Source organism: Streptomyces sp. NPDC014991 (assembly GCF_043080665.1).
In the GTDB taxonomy this organism is placed as follows: Bacteria; Actinomycetota; Actinomycetes; order Streptomycetales; family Streptomycetaceae; genus Streptomyces.
In genome coordinates this window covers 163,810-183,426 of the sequence record NZ_JBIBVY010000011.1, presented here as the reverse complement: position 1 = coordinate 183,426, position 19,617 = coordinate 163,810, and the positions used below count along the sequence as shown (strand labels likewise).

Here is a 19,617-nt window from a genome sequence, read left to right as displayed (position 1 = left end):
CCGCGACCGCGGGGCGACCGGCCTTCCCGCGATCCGGGGCACGACCATGACCTGTCAGCTGCCGCCCCGGCGGCAGGCCCGGAAGGGCGAGCCCGCCCGGCAGATCCGGAAGGGCACGCCGGTCCGGCCGTCGTACGGGCTGCCGGACTCCCCCCGGACCGACGCCGTGAGGCGGGCCTCGCCCGCCCGCGTCCCGGTCCTCCTGTACGCCGACGACGGCGCCGGACGCACCACCGTGGGTCCGCCGCCGATCGCCGCCGCACCGGTCGCCTGCCGCCACGGCATCCGCGGCCGCATGTCCCGCACCACCCTCACACCCACCTCCACCGGCGCCGACGCGCGACCCGCGTACCGGCCGGCCCCGACCCCATGATGCAGGCAGTGATGTACGACAGTTCTCCCGCCGGCGCGCCCGTCGTCCGCGAGCCCCTCCACACGCCCGTCGCCCACCTCGTCCGCGGCGGGATCGTCGAGGGCGTCCACCACGGTTCCGTCGTCGTCCTCGAAGCCGACGGCCGGACACGGTTCCGGCTCGGTGACATCGAGGCGGCCTTCTACCCGCGCTCGGCCCTCAAGCCCGTCCAGGCCGTGGCCATGCTGCGGGCCGGGCTGCCGCTCGACGGCGAGCTGCTGTCGCTGGCCGCCGCGAGCCACTCCGGTGAGGAGCGACACCTCGCCGGCACCCGGCGCATCCTGGAACTCGCCGGCCTCGGCGAGAACGACCTGCGCAACGTGCCCGACATGCCCTTCGACCCGGTGGTGCGGGACACCTGGGTCCGGGAGGGCCGGGCGCCCTCCCGTCTCGCCCAGAACTGCTCCGGCAAGCACGCCGCCATGCTGTGGACCGCCCGGCTCAACGGCTGGTCCCTGGACGACTACCTCGACCCGGCGCACCCGCTCCAGCAGGCCGTCGCCGCGACCGTCGAGGAACTGACCGGCCAGCGCGTCGCCCGGGTCACCGTGGACGGCTGCGGCGCCCCGCTGTTCGCCGTGTCCCTGCACGGCCTCGCCCGTGCCGTCGCCCGGATCGCCTCCGCGGCGCCCGGCACGCCCGAGGCGCGCGTCGCCGACGCGATGCGCGAGCACGCCGAGATGGCCTCCGGCTCCGGCCGGGACGTCGCCGCGCTCATGCGGGCCGTGCCCGGGCTGCTCGCCAAGGACGGCTTCGAGGGCGTGCAGGTGGCCGCGCTGCCCGACGGCCGCGCCATCGCAGTCAAGATCGCTGACGGAGCGAACCGGGCACGTGTCCCGGTCGCCGCGGCGGCACTGGCCCGGGCCGGCATAGACCCGGCCGCGCTCACCGAGTTCGCGGGAGAGCCACTGCTCGGGGGAGGGGAGCCGGTCGGCTGCGTGCGACCGGTGGACGCCCTTGCCCCTGCCCACCCGGCGGCCTGCGTCTGAGCCCTCCCGTTCGGATCATGCCGGGCTCGCGGGCCCCGGCACCGTTCCGCCGCCTTGCCCTCACCTCCGTACCCCAGAAAGTGGACCGTCTCCTCATGACCGCGCCCATGACCGCGCCCACCCGCAGCGAACACGATCTGCTCGGCGACCGCGACGTCCCCGCCGACGCGTACTGGGGGATCCACACCCTGCGCGCCACGGAGAACTTCCCCATCACCGGCACCCCGATCTCCGCCTACCCGCACCTGATCGACGCCCTGGCCGCCGTCAAGGAGGCCGCCGCCCTCGCCAACGAGGAACTCGGCCTGCTGGCACCGGAGAAGGCCGCCGCGATCGTCGCCGCATGCCGGGAGATCCGTGCCGGCCGGCTGCACGACCAGTTCGTCGTGGACGTCATCCAGGGCGGTGCCGGCACGTCCACCAACATGAACGCCAACGAGGTCGTGGCGAACCGTGCGCTGGAGCTGCTGGGCCACACCAAGGGGCAGTACACCCACCTGCATCCCAACGAGGACGTCAACCTCGGCCAGTCCACCAATGACGTCTATCCGACCGCCGTCAAGATAGCTACGGTGTTCGCGGTACATGGACTGCTCAAGGCGATGTCCGTACTACAGGACGCTTTCGCCCGTAAGGCCGTCGAGTTCCGTGACGTGCTCAAGATGGGCCGTACACAGTTGCAGGACGCGGTGCCGATGACGCTCGGCCAGGAGTTCTCCGCGTTCGCCGTCATGATCGAGGAGGACCGCAGCCGTCTGGCCGAGGCCGTCGAGCTGATCCATGAGATCAACCTCGGCGCCACGGCCATCGGCACCGGTCTCAACGCGCCCGCCGGCTACGCCGAGGCCGCCCGCCGCCACCTGTCCGCCCTCACCGGGCTGCCGCTGGTCACCGCCGCCAACCTGGTCGAGGCCACCCAGGACTGCGGCGCCTTCGTCCAGATGTCCGGCGTCCTCAAGCGCGTCGCGGTCAAGCTCTCCAAGAGCTGCAACGATCTGCGGCTGCTGTCCTCCGGTCCGCGCGCCGGTCTGGGCGAGATCAACCTGCCACCGGTGCAGGCCGGTTCGTCGATCATGCCGGGCAAGGTCAACCCGGTCATCCCCGAGGTGGTCAACCAGGTCGCCTTCGAGGTGATCGGCAACGACGTCGCCATCACGATGGCCGCCGAGGCCGGCCAGCTCCAGCTCAACGCCTTCGAGCCGGTCATCCTGCACTCCCTGTCGGAGTCCGTCACACACCTGCGGAACGCCTGCCTCACGCTGGCCGAACGCTGTGTGTCCGGCATCACCGCCAACACCGAGCGGCTGCGCGCGACGGTCGAGAACTCCATCGGCCTGGTCACCGCGCTCAACCCGCACATCGGCTACACGGCCGCGACCGACATCGCCAAGGAGGCCCTGGCGACGGGCCGGGGCGTGGCCGAACTGGTCCTGGAGAAGGGTCTGCTGCCCGCCGAACGGCTCGCGTGCCTGCTGCGGCCGGAGGTGCTGGCGGGCACCGGGACGGCACCGGCGATCTGACGCGACGGCACCCGCGCCCCCCGACCCGGCGTCCGGGCCTGCGGGGACCCGCGGAGCCTCGCGGGGCGGGGGGACCCCGCGGGCGGCCGACGTCCCGGGCGCCCCCGTGTCAGCGGTGCGGCATGATGACGATCATGTCCTCGCAGTTCCGACCGGTTCTCGACCGCATCATGGCGGAGATCGACCGCACCCCCGGCCGCGGCCGGTCCGCCGACTACATTCCGGCGCTCGCCGCCCGCGACCCCCGCCGTTTCGGCATGGCCGTCGCCGAGCCGGACGGCACGGTGTACGGGGTGGGGGAGTGGCAGCAGCCGTTCTCCACGCAGTCGATCACCAAGGTCTTCACGCTGGCCCTGGACCTGGCGCGCGAGGGCGACGAACTGTGGGAGCACGTGGGCCGCGAACCCTCCGGCAACCCGTTCAACTCACTGGTCCAGCTGGAGTACGAGAGCGGCATCCCGCGGAACCCCTTCATCAACGCGGGAGCCCTCGTCGTCACCGACCGTCTCCAGACCCGTACCGGAGACGCGGCCGGGGAACTGCTGGCCTTCCTGCGCGCCGAGAGCGGCAACGCCGCCCTCGACTTCGACCTGGAGGTCGCCGCGTCGGAGACCGCCCACGGCGACCGGAACGCCGCCCTCGCCCACTTCATGGCGTCCTACGGCAACATCGACAACGACGTGCCGGTCCTGCTCGACCAGTACTTCCGGCAGTGTTCCGTGGCCGCCTCCTGCGCCGACCTGGCTCTCGCCACCGGCTTCCTCGCCCGGCACGGTATCCGCGCCGACGGCAGCCGGCTGCTCAGCCGCAGCCAGGCCAAGCAGGTCAACGCGGTCATGCTGACCTGCGGCACGTACGACGCGGCCGGTGACTTCGCCTACCGTGTGGGCCTGCCCGGCAAGAGCGGCGTCGGTGGCGGGATCATCGCGGTCGTACCGGGCCGGTGCACGCTGTGCGTGTGGAGCCCGGGCCTGGACGAGCGCGGCAACTCGGTGGCCGGCGTGGCGGCGCTGGACCGGTTCACGACGCTCACCGGCCTGTCGGTGTTCTGAAGCGGCCGGTCCGGCCGAGCGGTCAGGGTACGGGGGCCACCTCGGGGCCCGGCGGGGGGGCAGGGCGGCGGAGGGGCCGGTCATGTGCGGGCCGCTTCCATCGGGGCGAAGTGCCTGGTCACGTGCGGGTCTTCCGGTACGGGCGCGGTGAACGGCGGCCTCGTGAACCGGTCCCGCGGGGCCGGCTGTCCGGACTGCCGGCCGGGTCAGCCGCGGGACGTCCGGCCGCCCTTGGCCCGCAGCGTCAGTGCCACGGCTCCCGCGCCGAGTCCCAGCCCGGCGACGACGGCCGTGCCGGACCAGCCCGAGTCGTCGTCCGGCGTCGGTGCGGTGGCCGCCGCCACCGGCTTGGCGGACGACGCCGCGGGGGGTGCGGCGCGCAGTCCGTCCAGCGACCCGACCGGATCCACCCGCCCGGCCGCGGCGAAGCCCCAGTCGAGCAGGGCACGCGCTTCCTCGTACACGGCGAACCCGCCGCCGGACTGCGGGTTCATCACGGTCACCACCAGCGTGCGCCCGCCCCGGCGGGCCGCGGCCACGAGGGTGTTGCCCGCGTTGCTGGTGTAGCCGTTCTTGATGCCGACGAGCCCCGGGTAGGGCGTCACGCCGTCCTCGCCGGTCAGCAGCCGGTTGGTGTTCTCGATCTCGTACGGCGACCCGTCACCGGGGAAGCGGGCCTCGGGGGTGGCGCAGTACCGGGCGAAAGCGGGGTCGGCCAGTCCCGCCCGGCCGAACACCGCCAGGTCATAGGCGGAGGACACCTGGCCGGGGGTGTCGTAGCCGTCCGGGGAGACGACGTGGGTGTCCAGGGCGCCGAGGGCACGGGCCTTCACCTGCATCCGGGCGGCCGTGGCGTCCCAGCCGCCGTTCAGCGAGGCGAGGACGTGCACGGCGTCGTTCCCGGAGCTGAGGAAGACACCACGCCACAGATCGGCCACCGCGTAGGAGTGCCCCTCCTCGACGCCGACCAGGCTGCTGCCCTCGGGGACGTCCTCCAGCTCCTCGTACCGCACGGTGTGCCGCATGCCGCCGGGCAGCGTCGGCAGCACGGTGAGCGCGAACAGGGTCTTGAGGGTGCTGGCCGGCGGTAGCTTGCGGTGGGCGTCGCCCGCGGCCAGCACCTCCCCGCTGCCCGCGTCGGCGACCAGCCAGGACAGCGCCGAGACGTCCGGCACCCCGGGCGCGCCCCGGCGCGGCCGGACCTGGGTGCCGGAGCGGTAGAGCAGGGAGGGCCCGGGCGTCGCGGCCCGGGGGGCGGGCGGTGCGGGCTCCCCGGTCCGGGGGCCTGCGGCGGCAGCGGCCGGCGTGAGCGCCAGCAGGCCCGTCACGCACAGGGAGCAGGCCGACACAGCCGCCCGATAAGCAAGTCGGGTGATCATACGATCAACGTACGGAGAGGGGTCCCCGTGTGCCGCGCTGCGCGGGCCGTTCGGCCCAACGGAGCAACCCGGATGCCGCACCCGGCACTCTTCCGGCCCGGGGTCAGCCGGCCGGCAGGGTGGGCAGGATCTGCCGCAGGAACGCGGCGTTGTCCGGGGTGGCGCGCAGCCGTGCCAGGAGGGTCTCCAGGGCGGCCGGTCCGGTCTCCCGGGAGCGCAGGGCGCGGCGCAGGCCGGTTACGGCCGTCAACTCGGCCGGAGTGAGGAGGAGTTCCTCGCGGCGGGTGCCGGTGGCGTCGATGTCCACGGCGGGGAAGACGCGGCGGGCGGCGGGTTCCCGGTCCAGACGGAGTTCCATGTTGCCCGTGCCCTTCAGCTCCTCGAAGAAGTAGCCGTCGGCGCGGGAGCCGGTGTCCACCAGCACGGTGGCGAGGATGGTGAGCGAACCGCCCTCCTCGGCCTGCCGGGCGGCGCCGAAGAACCGCTTGGGGCCGAGCAGCGCGCCCGCGTCGACACCGCCGCTCAGGGTACGGCCGCCCGCTGCGGACGTGTTGTTGTGGGCGCGGCACAGCCGGGTCAGTGAATCCAGCAGGACGACGACGTCCTCACCGGCCTCCACCAGGCGTTTGGCCCGCTCCAGGACGAGGTCGGCGAGTGCGGTGTGCTCCCGGGGCGACCGGTCGAACGTGGAGGCGTACACCTCGCCGCGCACCGAGCGACGCATCTCGGTGACCTCCTCGGGCCGCTCGTCCAGCAGGACGACCATCAGCCGGCACTCGGGGTGGTTGCCGGCCACGGCGGCGGCGAGCTGCTGCAGCAGCACGGTCTTGCCGCTCTTCGGCGGCGCCACGATCAGGCCGCGCTGGCCCTTGCCGACGGGCGCCAGCAGGTCGGTGACGCGCCCGGCCGGTCCGGAGGCCGGGTGTTCGAGGCGGAGGCGCCGGTGCGGGTGGAGCGGGGTGAGATCGCGGAAGTGCCGCCGGGAACGGAGGCCACCGGGAGCCCGCCCGTTGACGCGCGCCACCTCGGTCAGCGCGCGCTGTGCGCCCCGGACGCCTTCGACCAGGTCGCCCGTGCGCAGCCCGTGGCGGCGGATCAGTGCCGGCGCGACCTGCGGGTCGGCGGGGGAGGAGAGGAGGCTCGCGGCCCTCAGGTGCCCCTTGCCGTGCGTGTCGATGTCCAGGACACCGGTGACGGTCGGGGCGGCCTGGTGCTGCCGGACCTCGGGAGGGTGTTCGAGTGTGGTGGTCATGAGGGGGTGTCCTTTCACGGACGGAACGAGAGTGCGAGGAGGGGGTGAGGCCGCGAGGGGGAGGCGCGGAAGGCTGCCTCCGGGCGGCGGGAACGGCACTCCGGGCACGGGACGGAACGTCCGTGACGGATGTGCTGGGAAGCTGACGGGCCGGGAGCCGGGAATCCGGGAAACGGCGAACAGATCAGCGTGAAGGAGAGAAACTGGCACCGGCGGCCACGGTGGGCGTGCACAAGTGCTGACGGAACGGTACCACCCGACGGGGCGCTGTGTCCGTGACCGTGTCAACAAGCCGCCGGGCCGGACCGTTCCCCTCACGGCGGGGGACACGGGCGGGCCGCTGCGCGCACAGGCCCTCGGCCTCGCCGCCCCGCTCGGCCGCGGCAGTGCACCGGAGGGAAGCGAGCGCCGGGGCAGCCGGTGGGGTACGGCCGCAGGGCTACGATCGACCGTCTTGTCAGGGGAACGTCAGGAGACTCCGGTGGAGAGCACGCCCGCACGCACCCCGCACCGCATGGACCCCGCCGGCGGCTGTCCGCACGCCGTCAACGCGCGGCTGCTGGCCCAGGGCGCCGTGACCCCGGTCGAGCTGCCCGGCGGGATCGAGGGCATGGCCGTACTCGGGCACGAGGCGCTGAAGGAGTTCCTCCAGCACCCCGAGGTCGCCAAGGACGCACGCCACTTCACGGCGCTGCGGGAGGGCCGGATCACCCCCGGCTGGCCCCTGCTGACGTTCGCCACCGTCCCGGGCATGACCACCGCCGACGGCGACGACCACCGGAGGCTGCGGTCCCTCGTCAGCCGGGCCTTCACCCCCCGGCGGATCGCCGGACTGCGCACGCGCATCGAGGAGTTGACGGGCACGCTGCTCGACGGTCTGGCGCGGGCCGCCGCCGCGGGCAACGGTGTCGCCGATCTGCGACGGCACTTCGCCCTGCCCCTGCCGATGGGTGTGATCTGCGAACTCCTCGGCGTGGACCTCCGGTTCCGCGCCCGGCTGCACCAACTGGGCAGCAAGGTCGTGGCCACCGACACCCCGCCCGCCGAGGCCGTCGCCGCCAATCGTGAGCTGCTCGCCGTACTGGAGGAGATCGCCGCCGCCAGGGCCGCACACCCCGGTGACGATCTCACCAGCGCGCTCATCGCCGCCCGGGACGAGGACGGCGACCGGCTCTCCCCGCAGGAACTGATCGGCACCCTCCTGCTCATGATCATCGCCGGGCACGAGACCACGCTCAACCTCGTCACCAACGCCGTACGCGCCCTGTGCGCCCACCCCGCCCAGCTCGCCCTGGTCCGGGCGGGCGAGGCGAGCTGGGCGGACGTCGTGGAGGAGACCCTGCGCTGGGACGCGCCGGTCAGCTACTTCCCGTTCCGCTACCCGGTGCGGGACCTGACCGTCGCCGGGACGCTCATCCCGGCCGGCACGCCCGTGCTCGCGGGATACTCGGCCGCCGGCCGCGACCCGGCGGCACACGGCCGGGACGCCGACCGCTTCGACCTCACCCGGGCCGCCCGACCGGGTGCCGCCCGGCACCTCTCCCTCGGTCACGGCGCCCACTACTGCCTGGGCGCGCCACTGGCCCGGCTGGAGGCCACGGTCGCCCTGGAACGGCTGTTCACCCGCTTCCCGGCGCTGCGTCCCGCCGTACCGGACGACGACCTGGCACCGCACGCGGGGTTCGTCGGCAACAGCGTGCGGAGCCTGCCGGTGCGCCTCGCGCCGCCGGGGGCCTGAGCGCGTACCGGCCGTACGGGCGAGCCCGTAACAAATATCCCTGGACCATAACAGTTCCGGACGTCGGGGGACTTGACCGTCAACCGTCCATTATCTTCACGGCATGTCCACGCCACCGCAGTCCCCGCAGCCTGCCGACCAGCCTGCGCCGCAGCCGCAGCCGCAGCCGCAGCCGCAGCCGCAGCCTCAGCAGCCCGCACCGCAGCCGGCCGTCCCCGCGCAGCCGACGGCCGGTCCCCACCCGAACCCGCAGTCGCCCCCGGCCGGCGCCTTCTACGCACAGCCCATGCTGGTCGGCGGGCCCGGTCCCGGGCAGCCGCAACCGGGGAACCCCTACGTCCGGACAACGCCCTTCGGTCCCGTGCCGCCCGTTCCCCCGTCCGGTGGCGGCGCGGCCGGCCGCGCGGTGCTGTGGGCCGCCGTCGGCGCCGTCGTGGCCTCCGCCGCATGGGCGGCCGGCGTCTTCCTCGTCGGCGGCAGGAGCGACAGCGCGGACCTGCGCGGCTACTCGGCGCCCTCCAGCCTGTGCTCCGGCGCCGACTACTCCTCCTTCAAGGACGAGTACACCCAGGAGGACTCCGCGCCGACCCGCACCTCCCTCAAGGACGAGGCGCTGGACGAGGGTTACTGCAGCCTGAGCCTGAAGAAATCCGGCTCGTCCTACGCGGACGCCTATCTGACCCTCCAGCTGGACCTGCACAAGAAGACCGACCCCGGGCCCGAGTTCACGGCCGGCTGGAAGAACTACGGGGAAAGCCACTCCGGTTACGACGTCGACCCGGTCGAGGGCATCGGCGACGAGGCCTACCTGGTCAGCCAGGACACCGTGAGCGGCTCCTCCGGCGGGTCCCGCAACGCCACCCTCGCCGTCCGCGACGGCTGGGTGACGTACGTCATGACCTACAGCCTCTACCTCACCTCGTACTCCCAGGACAAGAACCCGCCCGCGCTCACCGACGTCACCGACTGGCTGAAGACCGACGCCAAGGCGACGCTGCGGCAGCTCAGGGACTGACCCCGGCCGTACCGGGGCGCGCGGACCGGCCGCTCACGCCGGCCTCGCCCCGGCCTCGCGGGTGATCTGCCCGAACCGCGCGCCCATGGCCTCGGCGAGGGCCTGCGCCCCCGACAGCGGCCGGACCATGACCATGAACTCGTCGATCAGGCCCTGCTCGTTCACGTGCAGGAAGTCGCAGCCGGTCAGCTCCCGGCCGCCCACCCCGGCCCGGAAGACCAGCGCGTGGTCAAGGCCGTCCCGGTCGCCGATCTCCCGCACGTAACGGAAATCCTCGAAGACCTCCACGACGGCGCGCAGGATCGCCGCGGTGATCGCCCTGCCGGTGTACGGCCGGAACACGACCGGGCTGGTGAAGACGACGTCCTCGGCCAGCAGCGCCTCCACGGCATCCATGTCCCGGGCCTCGACCGCCTCACGGAACGCGCGCATTCGGATCACCCCGCATAGTCAACTAGTTGAATAGGTGCGGATGAGATTAATCAACGGCTGTTAGCCTGTCCACATGTCGCTCAGGTACGCCGTCCTGGCCGCCCTCCTGGAGGGCGAGGCCTCGGGCTACGAACTGTCGAAGACGTTCGACGTCTCGCTCGCGAACTTCTGGCCCGCCACCCCGCAGCAGCTCTACCGTGAGCTGGAGCGCCTCGCGCGCGACGGGCTGGTCCGAGCCCGCACGGTGGAGCAGGAACGCCGGCCCAACAAGCGCATGTTCACCCTCACCGAGGCCGGCCGGGCCGAGCTGACCGCCTTCGCCGCGCAGCCGCCCAAGCGGCCCGCCGCCCTGCGCGACGAGCTCCTCATCAAGGTCCAGGCGATGGACGCCGGCGATCCGGAGGTCACCCGGGCGCTGATCGAGGAACGGATGGGCTGGGCGCGCGGCAAGCTCGGCCGCTACCTGCGGGTGCGCGACCGGCTGCTCGACGGGCGCACGGAGGAGGAGTTCCTGCGCACGGCCGAGCGCGTCGGGCCGTACCTCACCCTCATGGGCGGGATCGCCCTGGAGGAGGAGAACCTGCGCTGGTGCGAGCGGGTCCTCGCGATCCTGGCGCGCCGCCGCGACTGCGCGCCGAGCGGTGCCGTGCCCGGGCCGGACCACTGACGACAGGGCACCGCCTGCGCCGTCCAGTCCGTGCCGGGCCGGTCGCTCGTCGGAGTGGTCGTACCGCGTCCCGCCCACCGATACCGCTCCCCGTGCAGCACAGTGGTCGGGTGCCTCGCCGACTACTTCCGCTGCTGGTCGCGGCGCTCGTGAGCGTCGCCGGCTGCACCACCGTCCGCCCCGGCGCCCTGCCGGACCCCGCCCGCTCCCAGCGCCCGTTCGCACCGGACGCGGCGGCGACACCCTCGGCCGTCGACGCGCCGCTCAGCCCACCGTCCGGACCCGCGGCGCTCGTGCGCACGGGCCCCGGGCACCGGGAAGGGCACGCCCCGGCGGCTGCCCCGGAGCGGAGGGCCGCTCCGGGAAGCCGCACGGCGCCCGTGCGCGGAGCCGCGCCCGCGGTGCCCCACCGGGCGCGGCCCGCCGCCCCGCGGGCCCCCCGTCCGCGCCCGCGGTGGCGAGCCCCCGTGCGGCACCCCGCCCCGCACCCCCGTCGCGTCCACCGCCCGCCCACGGAGCGGATGCGCGACCTGTGCCGCCGGGCGGACGGCGTGGCCGCACCGGACATCGTGGGGCTCTGCCACGCCACCTTCGGCTGACGGGGCGCCGTCCTTCGCGCGCCTGGCCCGGCCGCGGGCACGGGGCCTAGGCTGGCGGAATGTTCGGTCCCGAAGGCCCCACGCTCCGCGAACTCGCCGTGCAGGCACTGTCGTCGGTCGAGCGGGGTTACGACCTGCTCGCCCCGAAGTTCGATCACACCCCCTTCCGTACCTCCGACCGGGTGCTGGACGCCACGGCGCGGGCGCTGGCGCCGCTCGGCCCCTTCGCCGACGGACTCGACCTGTGCTGCGGCACCGGCGCCGGCACGGAGATGCTGGCCGAGCTGTGCCATCACAGCGTCACCGGCGTCGATTTCAGCGCCGGCATGCTCGATGCCGCCCGGCACCGGGCGCGTCCCGCCGGCGGCCCCGGCATCGCCTGGGTGCGCGGTGACGCGCGGGCCCTGCCGTTCAAGGCCGCCTTCGATCTCGTCGTCTCCTTCGGGGCCTTCGGCCACTTCCTGCCCCGAGAGTTTCCGGGACTCTTCACCCAGGTCCACTCCGTGCTGCGCCCCGGAGGCCGTCTCGTCTTCCCGGTGCCGGCCCCGCCCCGCCCGACGCGGCGCGACTTCTGGCTGCTGTCCGGCTTCGACGCGGTGATGCGGGTGCGCAACGCCCTGTGGCGCCCACCGTTCGTCATGTACTACCGGGCCTTCCGGCTCGGTGCGGTGACAAGGGAGCTGACATGCGCCGGCTTCACGGTCGAACTGGGTGTCCTGCCCGAGTTCGGCCGGCGGGCCGACGGCAGCCCGCGGGCCCGGCTGGTGGTGGCCCGCAAGGCCGACGCCCGGCAGGCGGCGGGTCAGCTCGCGGCCGGTGACGTGAACTCGTAGACCAGCGCGTCCTGTTCGGCGTGCACCACGAGGTCGGTGATCTCCAGCGGGCGCGCGTACTGGTCGTGCACCCGCCGGGTCACCCGGACCGAGGAGGCGTCACCGACCTGCGTGATGGCGTCCCGGTGGTGCAGGGTCAGCCCGGCCTTGCGCATCCAGTCGTACGCCCGCCGCAGCTGCGCGGGCGTGGCCCCGTCGGCCCGGTCCCGGTAGCGGGCCAGCTCGGCCACCTCGGCCAGCGCCACCGGGGAAAACGATGTCACCGCCGTCCGCAGGGATCTCCCGTCCGGAGTGACCGACCGGTAGCGGTGCACCAGTGTCGGCCGGTGCGCGGCCAGTCCCAGCGCCGTCGCGTGCTCCGGCGGCGGAGCCTCCCAGGTCACCGTGGCCCGGTCGAGCGCACAGGGGTCCGCGGACCGGGCGCCGACCGGGAAGGTGAGCGACTGCGGTGTCTCGACCGGCCGGCCGGGCAGTGTGGCGTGGCTGCCCCGCCGGTCGGTGGTGACCACGCCGTTGCGGCGCAGCACGTCCAGTGCCTGTCGGACGGTCTCCCGGCTGACCCCGAAATAGGCGGCCAGGTGCCGCTCACCCGGCAGCCGTTCACCGGGCGGAATGGTGCCGTCGCGCAGTTCGTCCAGCAGCAGCGCCGCGATCCGCCCGTACAGGGGCCGGCCGTCGCTGGGCGGGGGATCGTGGGGGGTGGTGCGGGCCATGCCGCGCCTCCTGTCGGTGACAAAACGTAGCCGTACGGGTTCGTTGCGCGACCACAATTAGCATTGGTCTAAACCACAAGGGAAGAGTGGTCTGCCGGTTCGGCCGAAACCCGCCCGCACGGGGCGTGGTCACCCGGAGGTGCGGCAGGGGGTCACAAGGCGGCGTAGAGGGCGTCGACCAGCGCCGACTTCCGTGGATCATTGGCGATGTGCGGCCCCATCCGGTTCATGACGTAACCGAGCGACACGCCCGCGTCGGGGTCGGCGAGCCCGCAGGAACCACCGAACCCGTCATGGCCGAAAGCCCGCGCGTTGGGGCCGTACGAGCCCTGCGGTCCGCTCAGCCACAGCCCGAGCCCGATCTCCGTCTCGCCCTCGAACCCGGCGCCGAGCACCAGATCTCGGCAACTGCCCTGGCCCTCGCGCACCCGTTCCGCCGCCTGCGCGGACAGGATCCGCCGGCCCCCGTGGGCACCGCGCCCGGCGAACACGCCGTACAGTGCCGCGACCGCTCGCGCGGTGCCGTGCCCGTTGGCCGCGGGGATCTCCGCCGCCCGCCAGCCGGGGCTGTTCGCCTCCGCCGCTCCGGCCACGGGGTTGGCCAGAGCGGCCAGCGCGGCCGGCGCCAGCCGGCCGAAGAGAGCCATCTGCCGGCCGTCCGACGCGGCCGGCGGACGCACCAGCTCCGCCGCCCGGCCGGATTCCCGCTCCGGCAGGCCGACGGTGAAGTCGATCCCGAGCGGCCCGGTCACCTCTCGCGCCAGAAAGGCCCCCGGCCGCAGCCCCGAGACACGGCGTACGACCTCCCCGACCAGGAAGCCGTACGTCAGCGCGTGGTACCCGGACCGGGTCCCCGGCTCCCACCAGGGCGCCATGGCCGCGAGCCGCGCGGTGGTCAGCTCCCAGTCGTACAGCTCCTCCAGGGTGTGCGGCTCCCGCAGTCCGCAGAGCCCGGCCCGGTGGGACAGCAGATGCCGGACGAGCACCTTCTCCTTGCCCGCGGCGGCGAATTCCGGCCAGTACGCCGCCACCGGTGCGTCGAGGTCGAGCAGCCCACGGTCGGCCAGTATGTGCGCGCACAACGCCACCGGTCCCTTGGTGGTCGACCACACGTTCACCACGGTGTCCCGCTCCCAGGGCCGGGTGCGGGCCGCGTCCGCCCAACCGCCCCACAGATCCACCACCGTCTCCCCGGCGACGGTGACCGCCACCGCGGCGCCGAGTTCACCCCGCTCCCGGAAGTTCTCCTCGAACGCCGCCCGCACCGCTGAGAACCGCGGGTCGCAGTGCCCGTGGATCATCGCGTGCGGCTGGGGTGTCTGCCGTGTCTCCTGCGCGGACATATGGCCTCCGTCGTCGCCGGGAAAACCGGGCCACGACACCGTGACCCGGGCGGCTCCGAACGTACCGACTGGTCGGACCAGGGGGAAGGGCGGGTACGGCCGTCCGGGCAGGGCAGGGGGCGCGGCCTGCGGATCAGGCGTAGGACCGCAGCCAGCGCACCTTCGCCGCCTCGTGGAAGGGGCCGCCGCCCTCGTGGTCGTTGAAGTCGTACACCTCGATCGACTTGTCGTCACAAGCCCACGCGTTGTACGCCGCGAACACGGTGGACGGCGGGCACGTCTGGTCCTCCAGCGCCACCGAGAACAGGGCCGGCGCCCGGCCGCGGGCCGCGAAGTGCACCCCGTCGAAGTAGGAGAGCGTGTGCAGCACGTCCGTCAGACGCCCACGGTGTGTCTTGAGGAACAGACCGATCTCCCGGTACGGGTGCCGGTCCGTCAGTGTCGCCGCACGCGGGAAGTCGCACAGGAACGGCACGTCCGGGGCCACCGCGACCAGGTCGGGGACCAGTGCGCCGACGGCCAGCGTGATGCCGCCGCCCTGGCTGGCGCCGAGCGCCACGGTCCTTGTCGCGTCGGCCAGTGGATGGGAGCGGGCCGCCGCGACCGCCCGCACGGCATCCGTGAACACCCGGCGGTAGTAGTAGTTCTCGGGTGCCTCGATGCCCCGTGTCATGTAACCGGGATACGCCGGCGCCGCGCCCACCGGGTCCGCCGTGGCGCCCCCGCCGCCCCAGGCGCTGCCCTGCCCCCGGGTGTCCATCAGGAAGTGCGCCCGGCCCGTCGACGCCCACAGCAGGCTCTCGTGCGCCAGGCCGCGTCCGCCGCCGTAGCCGAGGAACTCCACGACCAGCGGCAGCGGTTCGGTGGCCCCGGCCGGCAGGCGCAGCCAGCCCTTCACGGGATGTCCGCCGAACCCGGCGAACGTCACGTCGTACACCTCGACCGTGGACAGCCCGGTGTCCACCCGCTCGAAACGCGAGCCCAGTTCGTGCTCGCGGGCCTCCTGCAGCGTCTTGTCCCAGAAGGTGTCGAAGTCCGCGGGCGCGGTGGACTCACTGCGGTATTCGCGGAGTTCGTCGAGGGGCAGATCGAAGAGGGCCATCAACAACCGCCTTGGGGAAGGGAGACTGCGTCACCTCACCGTACGTGGGTGGTCGGACGACCTGCCAGGGTCGTGGGCCGGTAAGGGGTCTCTGTGGAGGCGTGACACGAGTGGCGCATGATGCCGGTCGGCCTGGAGCAAACGCTTGCTTCCTGCGAGGGGGCAGGGGTGACCGGCTCCGCCAGTGGTCGGGTCACCGGTCGGTCGGTCGGGTGCGCGGCCGGGCCGCGCCCACGACCGCGTGCCAGGCCTCTGCCCGACCCCGGGGGACCGGTGCCGACCCCGGGAACCGGCACCGGCACCGGGCGCTACCTGGACGCTCAGCCGAAGCGCTCGATCCGGATGCGGTCCACCGGCTGGCCCGCCGCGACCAGCAGCCGGGAAGCGTGCTCGGCGAACGCGTTGGACCCGCACACATAGGCCTCCCACCCACCGGCCGGCGGCTCGGCCAGGAGCGGCGCCACATGTGCGGCCGCCATACGTCCCACCGGCACACCCATCGGGGCGCTGCGGGTGAACACCGGCGTCGTCTCGGCGCCCAGCTCGGCGGCGTAGATCAGTTCCTCCGGGCTGCGCGCGGAAACCAGCAGCCGCAGCGGCACGGTGAGGCCGCGCGCCCGGTGGTGCCGGACCATCGACATCAGCGGTACGACCCCGGAGCCGGCCCCGAGCAGCAGCGCGGGCCGGTCGCCCGGCCACGCGAAGAAGCCGCTCACCGGTCCGCGCACCTCGACCGTGTCACCGGGCCGGGCCACGGTGTGGAACCAGCCGGAGACCTCGCCGTCCGGTACGCGGTCCAGGGTCACCTCGATGTGCCCGGAGTCGTCCGGCGCCGACGCGATCGAGTAGTGGCGCTGTGCCGTGTAGCCGTCCTCCGCGGTCAGCCGCAGCATGAGGTGCTGGCCGGGCAGATGCCCCGCCCACTCCGGCACGGCCAGGCGGAACGTGGTCGCGCGGGGTGTCTCACGCCGGATCTCCGTCAGGGTGGCGGTCTGCCAGACCGCCGCCGCGCCCTCGCTCACGGCGATCCGCCCGGGCACCGCGAACCGCGTCACGGGAGTCGTCGTCCCGGTCGTCGTGTCAGTCACTGTCCGAGTCACCGTCTCGGTCACCGGAGTACCGCTGCTCTCGCCAGGGGTTGCCGCGGGCGTGGTAGCCGTTGCGTTCCCAGAAGCCCGGCTCGTCGTGGTCGAGGAGCGTGATGCCCGCGATCCACTTGGCGCTCTTCCAGAAGTAGAGATGGGGCACCAGCAGCCGGGCCGGGCCGCCGTGCTCGGCCGGCAGCGGCCCGCCCTCGTACGCCCAGGCGATCCAGGCCCGGCCGCCGGTGAGGTCGGACAGGGGCAGGTTCGTGGTGTAACCCGTGTGGGAGTAGGCGACCGCATGGGTGGCGGACCCATGGGGTCGCACCACATCGAGGAAGGTGTCCAGCGAGACCCCGCCGAACCGCACGCCGAACTTCGACCAGCCGGTCACACAGTGGATGTCACCGTCGTACGCCGACGCAGGCAACGCGTGGGCGGTGTCCCAGTCCCAGGTGTGCGGCTGTTCGACCAGGCCGTCGATCCGGAAGGACCAGTCGCCGGGCCCGAGGTCCGGGGTGACCTCGGCGGACAGGACGGGCCAGTCGTCGCCCGCGTCGTACTGTCCGGGCGGGAGCCCGGGCTGGTGGACGCGCGGGCGGCCCGTGAAGCCTCGCGTGACGTTCATGGTTCAACCGTACGCTGTGGCTCCGGCTGTCCCGCCCCTGGTCACGCCCCGATCATTGCGGCGGCATGAACTCTTCCCGGGGCCGGGAATACACGGCCCGGCGCGTCTCCTTGGCGCTCAGTGCCGGCTCCGGCGCGCCGGTGACAGCGCGAGGGCAGGTGCCTGCCGGTGACAGCGCGAGGAAAGTGAGGAAACGAGGATGCCCCAGCCGTACGTCCCGACGACAGTGACCGAGGTGCCCGCGTGAGCATCGTGATCAGCCCGGACGGCCCCGGTCCGGCCACCGCCGGCGTCCCGCACGTCCTCGACAACCCGGCCCTCGCCTCCCTGACCGGCCCGCACGCCCACTTCGCCGAGCGGCGCGGCCGGGTGCTGCGCTACCCCGTCGACGTCTCGCCCTGGCTGGCCCTGCCCGACGCGCCGGACGCGCGGGACTGGGCGGACCTCGCCGAACTCGCGGGGCCGGGCACCGAGGTCCCGCTGCTGGGTTACCGCGGGGAGGTACCGGACGGCTGGGAGATCACCTTCCGGGTCGAGGGCGTGCAGTTCGTGGACGACGGCATCGCCGCCGCTCCGGACGCGGAAGCGGTCCGGCTCGGCCCGGCCGACGTCCCCGAGATGCTCGACCTCGTGGCCCGCACCGAGCCCGGTCCGTTCCTGCCGCGCACCGTGGAACTCGGCACCTATCTCGGTATCCGGCGCGGCGGCACGCTCGTCGCCATGGCGGGGGAGCGGCTGCGTCCGCCGGGCTGGACCGAGATCAGCGCCGTCTGCACCGACCCCGCCGTCCGCGGTGAGGGACTGGCCACCCGGCTGATCCTCGCGGTCGCGCACGGCATCCGGGAACGCGGCGAGACCCCGTTCCTGCACACCGGCGCGCAGAACACCAGGGCCGTCCGGCTGTACGAGTCCCTGGGCTTCCGGCTGCGCCGCCACACCCGGTTCCTGGCGGCCCGGGCTCCGGAGCGGCTGACGGACGGCCGGCCGGCGGTACCGGTGCCGTAGCCCGGGCGGCGCCCGGCCGGCGCGGTGCCGTGACCGGGCGGGCACTCAGCCGGGACCGGGGCCGGTGTCGCCCGGTGCCGCGTTGTACCGCTCCAGGTAGGCCGCGAAGCGCACCAGGTCCTCCTCGGGCCAGTCCGCGAGCCGCTCCCGGAAGGCGGTCCGGCGGCTGCGGGTGACCTGGGCGAGGATGTCCTCGCCGGCCTCGGTCAGATGCAGTACCTGGACCCGGTGGTCCTCGGCGTCCAGTCGGCGTTCGATCAGCCCGGCCCGCTCCAGCGCGGCCACCTGACGGCTCACCGTGGACTTGTCCAGCGCGTAGTGCTCCGCCAGGTCGGTCGCCCGGCAGCCGCCGCGCTCCTCCAGATGGCCCAGCAGGGTGTATGACACCAGGGACAGCTCGGGATGCATGCGGCCCGCCGAGGCCCGGGCCCGGCGGGCGAAGATCGTCATCTCGCGCTGGATCGTCTCGACGGCCGACTCCGCTGCGCTCACGGGAATACCTCCTCCGGTGTCTGAGTTGTAGAGTACAACTAGAATCTCAGTTGTATAAGCCAACCTTTGGAGGGCCCGCGCGATGAGGTCACCGGCACTGCGCCATGTGCTCACGCACCTGATCACCCCGCTGCTGATGTGCATAGGCATGGGGCTCGCGTACATGGGTGCGTTCGTCACCCCGGAGCCGCACCACCTGCCGGTCGCCGTCGTCGGCACCGCCCCGCAGACCAAGGTCTTCGCGCAGACGGTGAAGGACACCGCGGGCGACAAGCTCGACGTCCGTACGGTCGCCACCCGCGCCGACGCCGTCCGGCTGCTCGAGTCCCGGGATGTCACCGGCGCCTATGTGCCGAGCGTGAAGGCGCCCGAGCTACTGGTCGCCACCGCCGCCTCCGACATGGGCGCGACAGCCGTCGAGAAGGTCTTCACACCGGTCGCCGCCGGGCAGGGCACCCCGCTGAAGGTCACCGACGTGGCCGCCCCGGTCACCGACGACCCCACCGGTCAGGGCCTGTTCTTCCTGCTGGTCGCGGTCAGCATCGGCTCCTACGCCTCGGTCGCCGCCCTCGGGGCCGCGGGTGCCGCGCTCGCGATGCGCGTCCGGGCGCTGCTCGCGCTCGGCGTCGCCGCCGTGGTCGGCGGCATCGGCGCGCTGCTCGCCGGCCCGGTGTTCCACCTGGCCCACCACGACCTCGCGGGTCTGTGGGGCATGGCCTGGCTGTACTCGGCGGGCATCCTTCTTGTCGGCGTCGGTCTGCACACGTTCCTCAAGCGGTGGACGACGCTGGCCATGATGGTGCTCTTCGTCATGCTCAACTTCACCAGTTCCGGCGGCCTGTTCCGGCCCGAGCTCCAGAACGGCTTCTTCGGCACCCTGCACGCCTTCTGGAACGGCGCCGGCTTCGTCGAGGGCGCCCGCAGCCTTCTCTACTTCGGCGGGGACGGCCTCGCGCGCGACGTGTGGACCCTGGCGGGCTGGCTGTTGGCCGGCCTCCTGGTGACCGGGGTCGCCGCCCTGCACGAGCGCACCCGCCGCCCCCTTCAGCAGTCCGCTCGCGCCGAGGCCGAGGCCGGGACCGGCGCGGCGCCCGCCGAACCGGCGGCCCCCGGGCAAGCCGAGGCGGCGGACCGGGCAGAGGCGGACGAAGAGGCCGAGGAAGAGATCGAGGAGACGGTCGGCGTCTGACCGACCGCCCTCACGGGCGCGTCCGGCGCCCCCTGGGAGACGGACCCACGGCCGCGTGACGCACGCGGCCGTTCCCGCTTCCCCGGCGGGGAGGCCGTGTCGGAGCGTTGCGGTATGGTGACCGTCCGGCCGCGGAGATCGCGGCCCCGATGACGAGGAGGTGAGACCCATTACC

At 73.6% G+C, this 19,617-nt stretch carries 19 protein-coding genes; 10 read left to right on the top strand and 9 right to left on the bottom strand.

All coding sequences use genetic code 11. The annotated features are described in order from the left end of the window. The first annotated feature begins 46 nt into the window (after positions 1 to 46). From ACF1BE_RS19180 to ACF1BE_RS19165, 4 genes are all read left to right on the top strand, one after another. The gene (locus tag ACF1BE_RS19180) at positions 47 to 373 is read left to right on the top strand and encodes a hypothetical protein (protein ID WP_392200220.1); all 327 of its coding nucleotides are present in this window, start codon (positions 47 to 49) and stop codon (positions 371 to 373) included. Positions 374 to 384: 11 nt separating this feature from the next. Then, positions 385 to 1,401 carry an asparaginase gene (locus ACF1BE_RS19175; protein WP_392200219.1) on the top strand — a complete coding sequence of 339 codons (1,017 nt, stop codon included), beginning with the start codon at positions 385 to 387 and terminating at the stop codon, positions 1,399 to 1,401. A 107-nt stretch (positions 1,402 to 1,508) separates the two neighbouring features. Beyond that, entirely contained in the window at positions 1,509 to 2,921 is a 1,413-nt protein-coding gene (aspA, locus tag ACF1BE_RS19170; RefSeq protein WP_392200279.1) for an aspartate ammonia-lyase, read from the top strand. 122 nt (positions 2,922 to 3,043) lie between these two features. After that, positions 3,044 to 3,973 carry a glutaminase gene (locus tag ACF1BE_RS19165; RefSeq protein WP_392200218.1) on the top strand — a complete coding sequence of 310 codons (930 nt, stop codon included), beginning with the start codon at positions 3,044 to 3,046 and terminating at the stop codon, positions 3,971 to 3,973. Between the two features lie 206 nt (positions 3,974 to 4,179). On the opposite strand, the gene ACF1BE_RS19160 is transcribed toward ACF1BE_RS19165, so the two are convergent. After that, complete coding sequence (locus ACF1BE_RS19160; protein ID WP_392200217.1) at positions 4,180 to 5,352, bottom strand: D-alanyl-D-alanine carboxypeptidase family protein; 1,173 nt, start codon at positions 5,350 to 5,352, stop codon at positions 4,180 to 4,182. A 103-nt stretch (positions 5,353 to 5,455) separates the two neighbouring features. After that, positions 5,456 to 6,604: a transcription termination factor Rho gene (gene rho / locus ACF1BE_RS19155; protein WP_392200216.1), complete on the bottom strand. Its 1,149-nt coding sequence runs from the start codon at positions 6,602 to 6,604 to the stop codon at positions 5,456 to 5,458. A 514-nt stretch (positions 6,605 to 7,118) separates the two neighbouring features. On the opposite strand from rho, the gene ACF1BE_RS19150 reads away from it, so the two are divergent. Together ACF1BE_RS19150 and ACF1BE_RS19145 are read left to right on the top strand one after the other, a co-directional pair. Further along, positions 7,119 to 8,342 (top strand): cytochrome P450, encoded by a 1,224-nt coding sequence (locus ACF1BE_RS19150; RefSeq protein WP_392200278.1) that lies wholly within the window; start codon positions 7,119 to 7,121, stop codon positions 8,340 to 8,342. 103 nt (positions 8,343 to 8,445) lie between these two features. Then, positions 8,446 to 9,357 carry a hypothetical protein gene (locus tag ACF1BE_RS19145; protein ID WP_392200215.1) on the top strand — a complete coding sequence of 304 codons (912 nt, stop codon included), beginning with the start codon at positions 8,446 to 8,448 and terminating at the stop codon, positions 9,355 to 9,357. 33 nt (positions 9,358 to 9,390) lie between these two features. Here ACF1BE_RS19145 and ACF1BE_RS19140 read toward each other — a convergent pair whose 3' ends face one another. After that, positions 9,391 to 9,789, bottom strand: coding sequence for a nuclear transport factor 2 family protein (locus ACF1BE_RS19140; RefSeq protein WP_392200214.1), 399 nt, complete (start codon positions 9,787 to 9,789; stop codon positions 9,391 to 9,393). 73 nt (positions 9,790 to 9,862) lie between these two features. On the opposite strand from ACF1BE_RS19140, the gene ACF1BE_RS19135 reads away from it, so the two are divergent. Both ACF1BE_RS19135 and ACF1BE_RS19130 read left to right on the top strand, forming a co-directional pair. After that, on the top strand, positions 9,863 to 10,456 hold the full coding sequence (locus ACF1BE_RS19135) for a PadR family transcriptional regulator (protein ID WP_392200213.1): 594 nt from the start codon (positions 9,863 to 9,865) through the stop codon (positions 10,454 to 10,456). Between the two features lie 658 nt (positions 10,457 to 11,114). Beyond that, on the top strand, positions 11,115 to 11,888 hold the full coding sequence (locus ACF1BE_RS19130) for a methyltransferase domain-containing protein (protein ID WP_392200212.1): 774 nt from the start codon (positions 11,115 to 11,117) through the stop codon (positions 11,886 to 11,888). Here the strand turns inward: ACF1BE_RS19130 and ACF1BE_RS19125 are convergent. From ACF1BE_RS19125 to ACF1BE_RS19105, 5 genes are all read right to left on the bottom strand, one after another. Then, positions 11,858 to 12,601, bottom strand: coding sequence for a GntR family transcriptional regulator (locus tag ACF1BE_RS19125; RefSeq protein ID WP_392200211.1), 744 nt, complete (start codon positions 12,599 to 12,601; stop codon positions 11,858 to 11,860). The genes ACF1BE_RS19130 and ACF1BE_RS19125 overlap by 31 nt on opposite strands. Before the next feature lie 152 nt (positions 12,602 to 12,753). Next, the gene (locus ACF1BE_RS19120; protein ID WP_392200210.1) at positions 12,754 to 13,944 is read right to left on the bottom strand and encodes a serine hydrolase domain-containing protein; all 1,191 of its coding nucleotides are present in this window, start codon (positions 13,942 to 13,944) and stop codon (positions 12,754 to 12,756) included. Between the two features lie 133 nt (positions 13,945 to 14,077). Next, complete coding sequence (locus ACF1BE_RS19115) at positions 14,078 to 15,046, bottom strand: acetylxylan esterase (protein ID WP_392200209.1); 969 nt, start codon at positions 15,044 to 15,046, stop codon at positions 14,078 to 14,080. 320 nt (positions 15,047 to 15,366) lie between these two features. Continuing rightward, positions 15,367 to 16,086, bottom strand: coding sequence for a ferredoxin reductase (locus ACF1BE_RS19110; RefSeq protein WP_392200277.1), 720 nt, complete (start codon positions 16,084 to 16,086; stop codon positions 15,367 to 15,369). Between the two features lie 40 nt (positions 16,087 to 16,126). Next, the gene (locus ACF1BE_RS19105; RefSeq protein ID WP_392200208.1) at positions 16,127 to 16,756 is read right to left on the bottom strand and encodes a sulfite oxidase-like oxidoreductase; all 630 of its coding nucleotides are present in this window, start codon (positions 16,754 to 16,756) and stop codon (positions 16,127 to 16,129) included. Positions 16,757 to 16,999: 243 nt separating this feature from the next. Here ACF1BE_RS19105 and ACF1BE_RS19100 point away from each other — a divergent pair, with 243 nt between their 5' ends. Then, positions 17,000 to 17,761 (top strand): GNAT family N-acetyltransferase, encoded by a 762-nt coding sequence (locus ACF1BE_RS19100; protein ID WP_392200207.1) that lies wholly within the window; start codon positions 17,000 to 17,002, stop codon positions 17,759 to 17,761. 45 nt (positions 17,762 to 17,806) lie between these two features. On the opposite strand, the gene ACF1BE_RS19095 is transcribed toward ACF1BE_RS19100, so the two are convergent. Beyond that, a complete protein-coding gene (locus ACF1BE_RS19095; protein ID WP_392200276.1) occupies positions 17,807 to 18,211 on the bottom strand; it encodes a MarR family winged helix-turn-helix transcriptional regulator in 405 nt (134 codons plus the stop codon). 124 nt (positions 18,212 to 18,335) lie between these two features. Between ACF1BE_RS19095 and ACF1BE_RS19090 the strand changes: the two genes are divergently transcribed. Further along, complete coding sequence (locus ACF1BE_RS19090; RefSeq protein ID WP_392200206.1) at positions 18,336 to 19,442, top strand: hypothetical protein; 1,107 nt, start codon at positions 18,336 to 18,338, stop codon at positions 19,440 to 19,442. Positions 19,443 to 19,617 lie beyond the last annotated feature (175 nt).

What these genes read in the sequence shown, in the direction of transcription:
- ACF1BE_RS19125 (WP_392200211.1), bottom strand. Translation starts at nt 12,601, where the DNA reads ATGGCCCGCACCACCCCCCACGATCCCCCGCCCAGCGACGGCCGGCCC.
- ACF1BE_RS19090 (WP_392200206.1), top strand. Translation starts at nt 18,336, where the DNA reads ATGAGGTCACCGGCACTGCGCCATGTGCTCACGCACCTGATCACCCCG.
- ACF1BE_RS19130 (WP_392200212.1), top strand. Translation starts at nt 11,115, where the DNA reads ATGTTCGGTCCCGAAGGCCCCACGCTCCGCGAACTCGCCGTGCAGGCA.
- ACF1BE_RS19105 (WP_392200208.1), bottom strand. Translation starts at nt 16,756, where the DNA reads ATGAACGTCACGCGAGGCTTCACGGGCCGCCCGCGCGTCCACCAGCCC.
- ACF1BE_RS19135 (WP_392200213.1), top strand. Translation starts at nt 9,863, where the DNA reads ATGTCGCTCAGGTACGCCGTCCTGGCCGCCCTCCTGGAGGGCGAGGCC.
- ACF1BE_RS19165 (WP_392200218.1), top strand. Translation starts at nt 3,044, where the DNA reads ATGATGACGATCATGTCCTCGCAGTTCCGACCGGTTCTCGACCGCATC.
- ACF1BE_RS19120 (WP_392200210.1), bottom strand. Translation starts at nt 13,944, where the DNA reads ATGTCCGCGCAGGAGACACGGCAGACACCCCAGCCGCACGCGATGATC.
- ACF1BE_RS19180 (WP_392200220.1), top strand. Translation starts at nt 47, where the DNA reads ATGACCTGTCAGCTGCCGCCCCGGCGGCAGGCCCGGAAGGGCGAGCCC.
- aspA (WP_392200279.1), top strand. Translation starts at nt 1,509, where the DNA reads ATGACCGCGCCCACCCGCAGCGAACACGATCTGCTCGGCGACCGCGAC.
- ACF1BE_RS19145 (WP_392200215.1), top strand. Translation starts at nt 8,446, where the DNA reads ATGTCCACGCCACCGCAGTCCCCGCAGCCTGCCGACCAGCCTGCGCCG.
- ACF1BE_RS19175 (WP_392200219.1), top strand. Translation starts at nt 385, where the DNA reads ATGTACGACAGTTCTCCCGCCGGCGCGCCCGTCGTCCGCGAGCCCCTC.
- ACF1BE_RS19115 (WP_392200209.1), bottom strand. Translation starts at nt 15,046, where the DNA reads ATGGCCCTCTTCGATCTGCCCCTCGACGAACTCCGCGAATACCGCAGT.
- ACF1BE_RS19095 (WP_392200276.1), bottom strand. Translation starts at nt 18,211, where the DNA reads ATGACGATCTTCGCCCGCCGGGCCCGGGCCTCGGCGGGCCGCATGCAT.
- ACF1BE_RS19140 (WP_392200214.1), bottom strand. Translation starts at nt 9,789, where the DNA reads ATGCGCGCGTTCCGTGAGGCGGTCGAGGCCCGGGACATGGATGCCGTG.
- ACF1BE_RS19160 (WP_392200217.1), bottom strand. Translation starts at nt 5,352, where the DNA reads ATGATCACCCGACTTGCTTATCGGGCGGCTGTGTCGGCCTGCTCCCTG.
- ACF1BE_RS19150 (WP_392200278.1), top strand. Translation starts at nt 7,119, where the DNA reads ATGGACCCCGCCGGCGGCTGTCCGCACGCCGTCAACGCGCGGCTGCTG.
- rho (WP_392200216.1), bottom strand. Translation starts at nt 6,604, where the DNA reads ATGACCACCACACTCGAACACCCTCCCGAGGTCCGGCAGCACCAGGCC.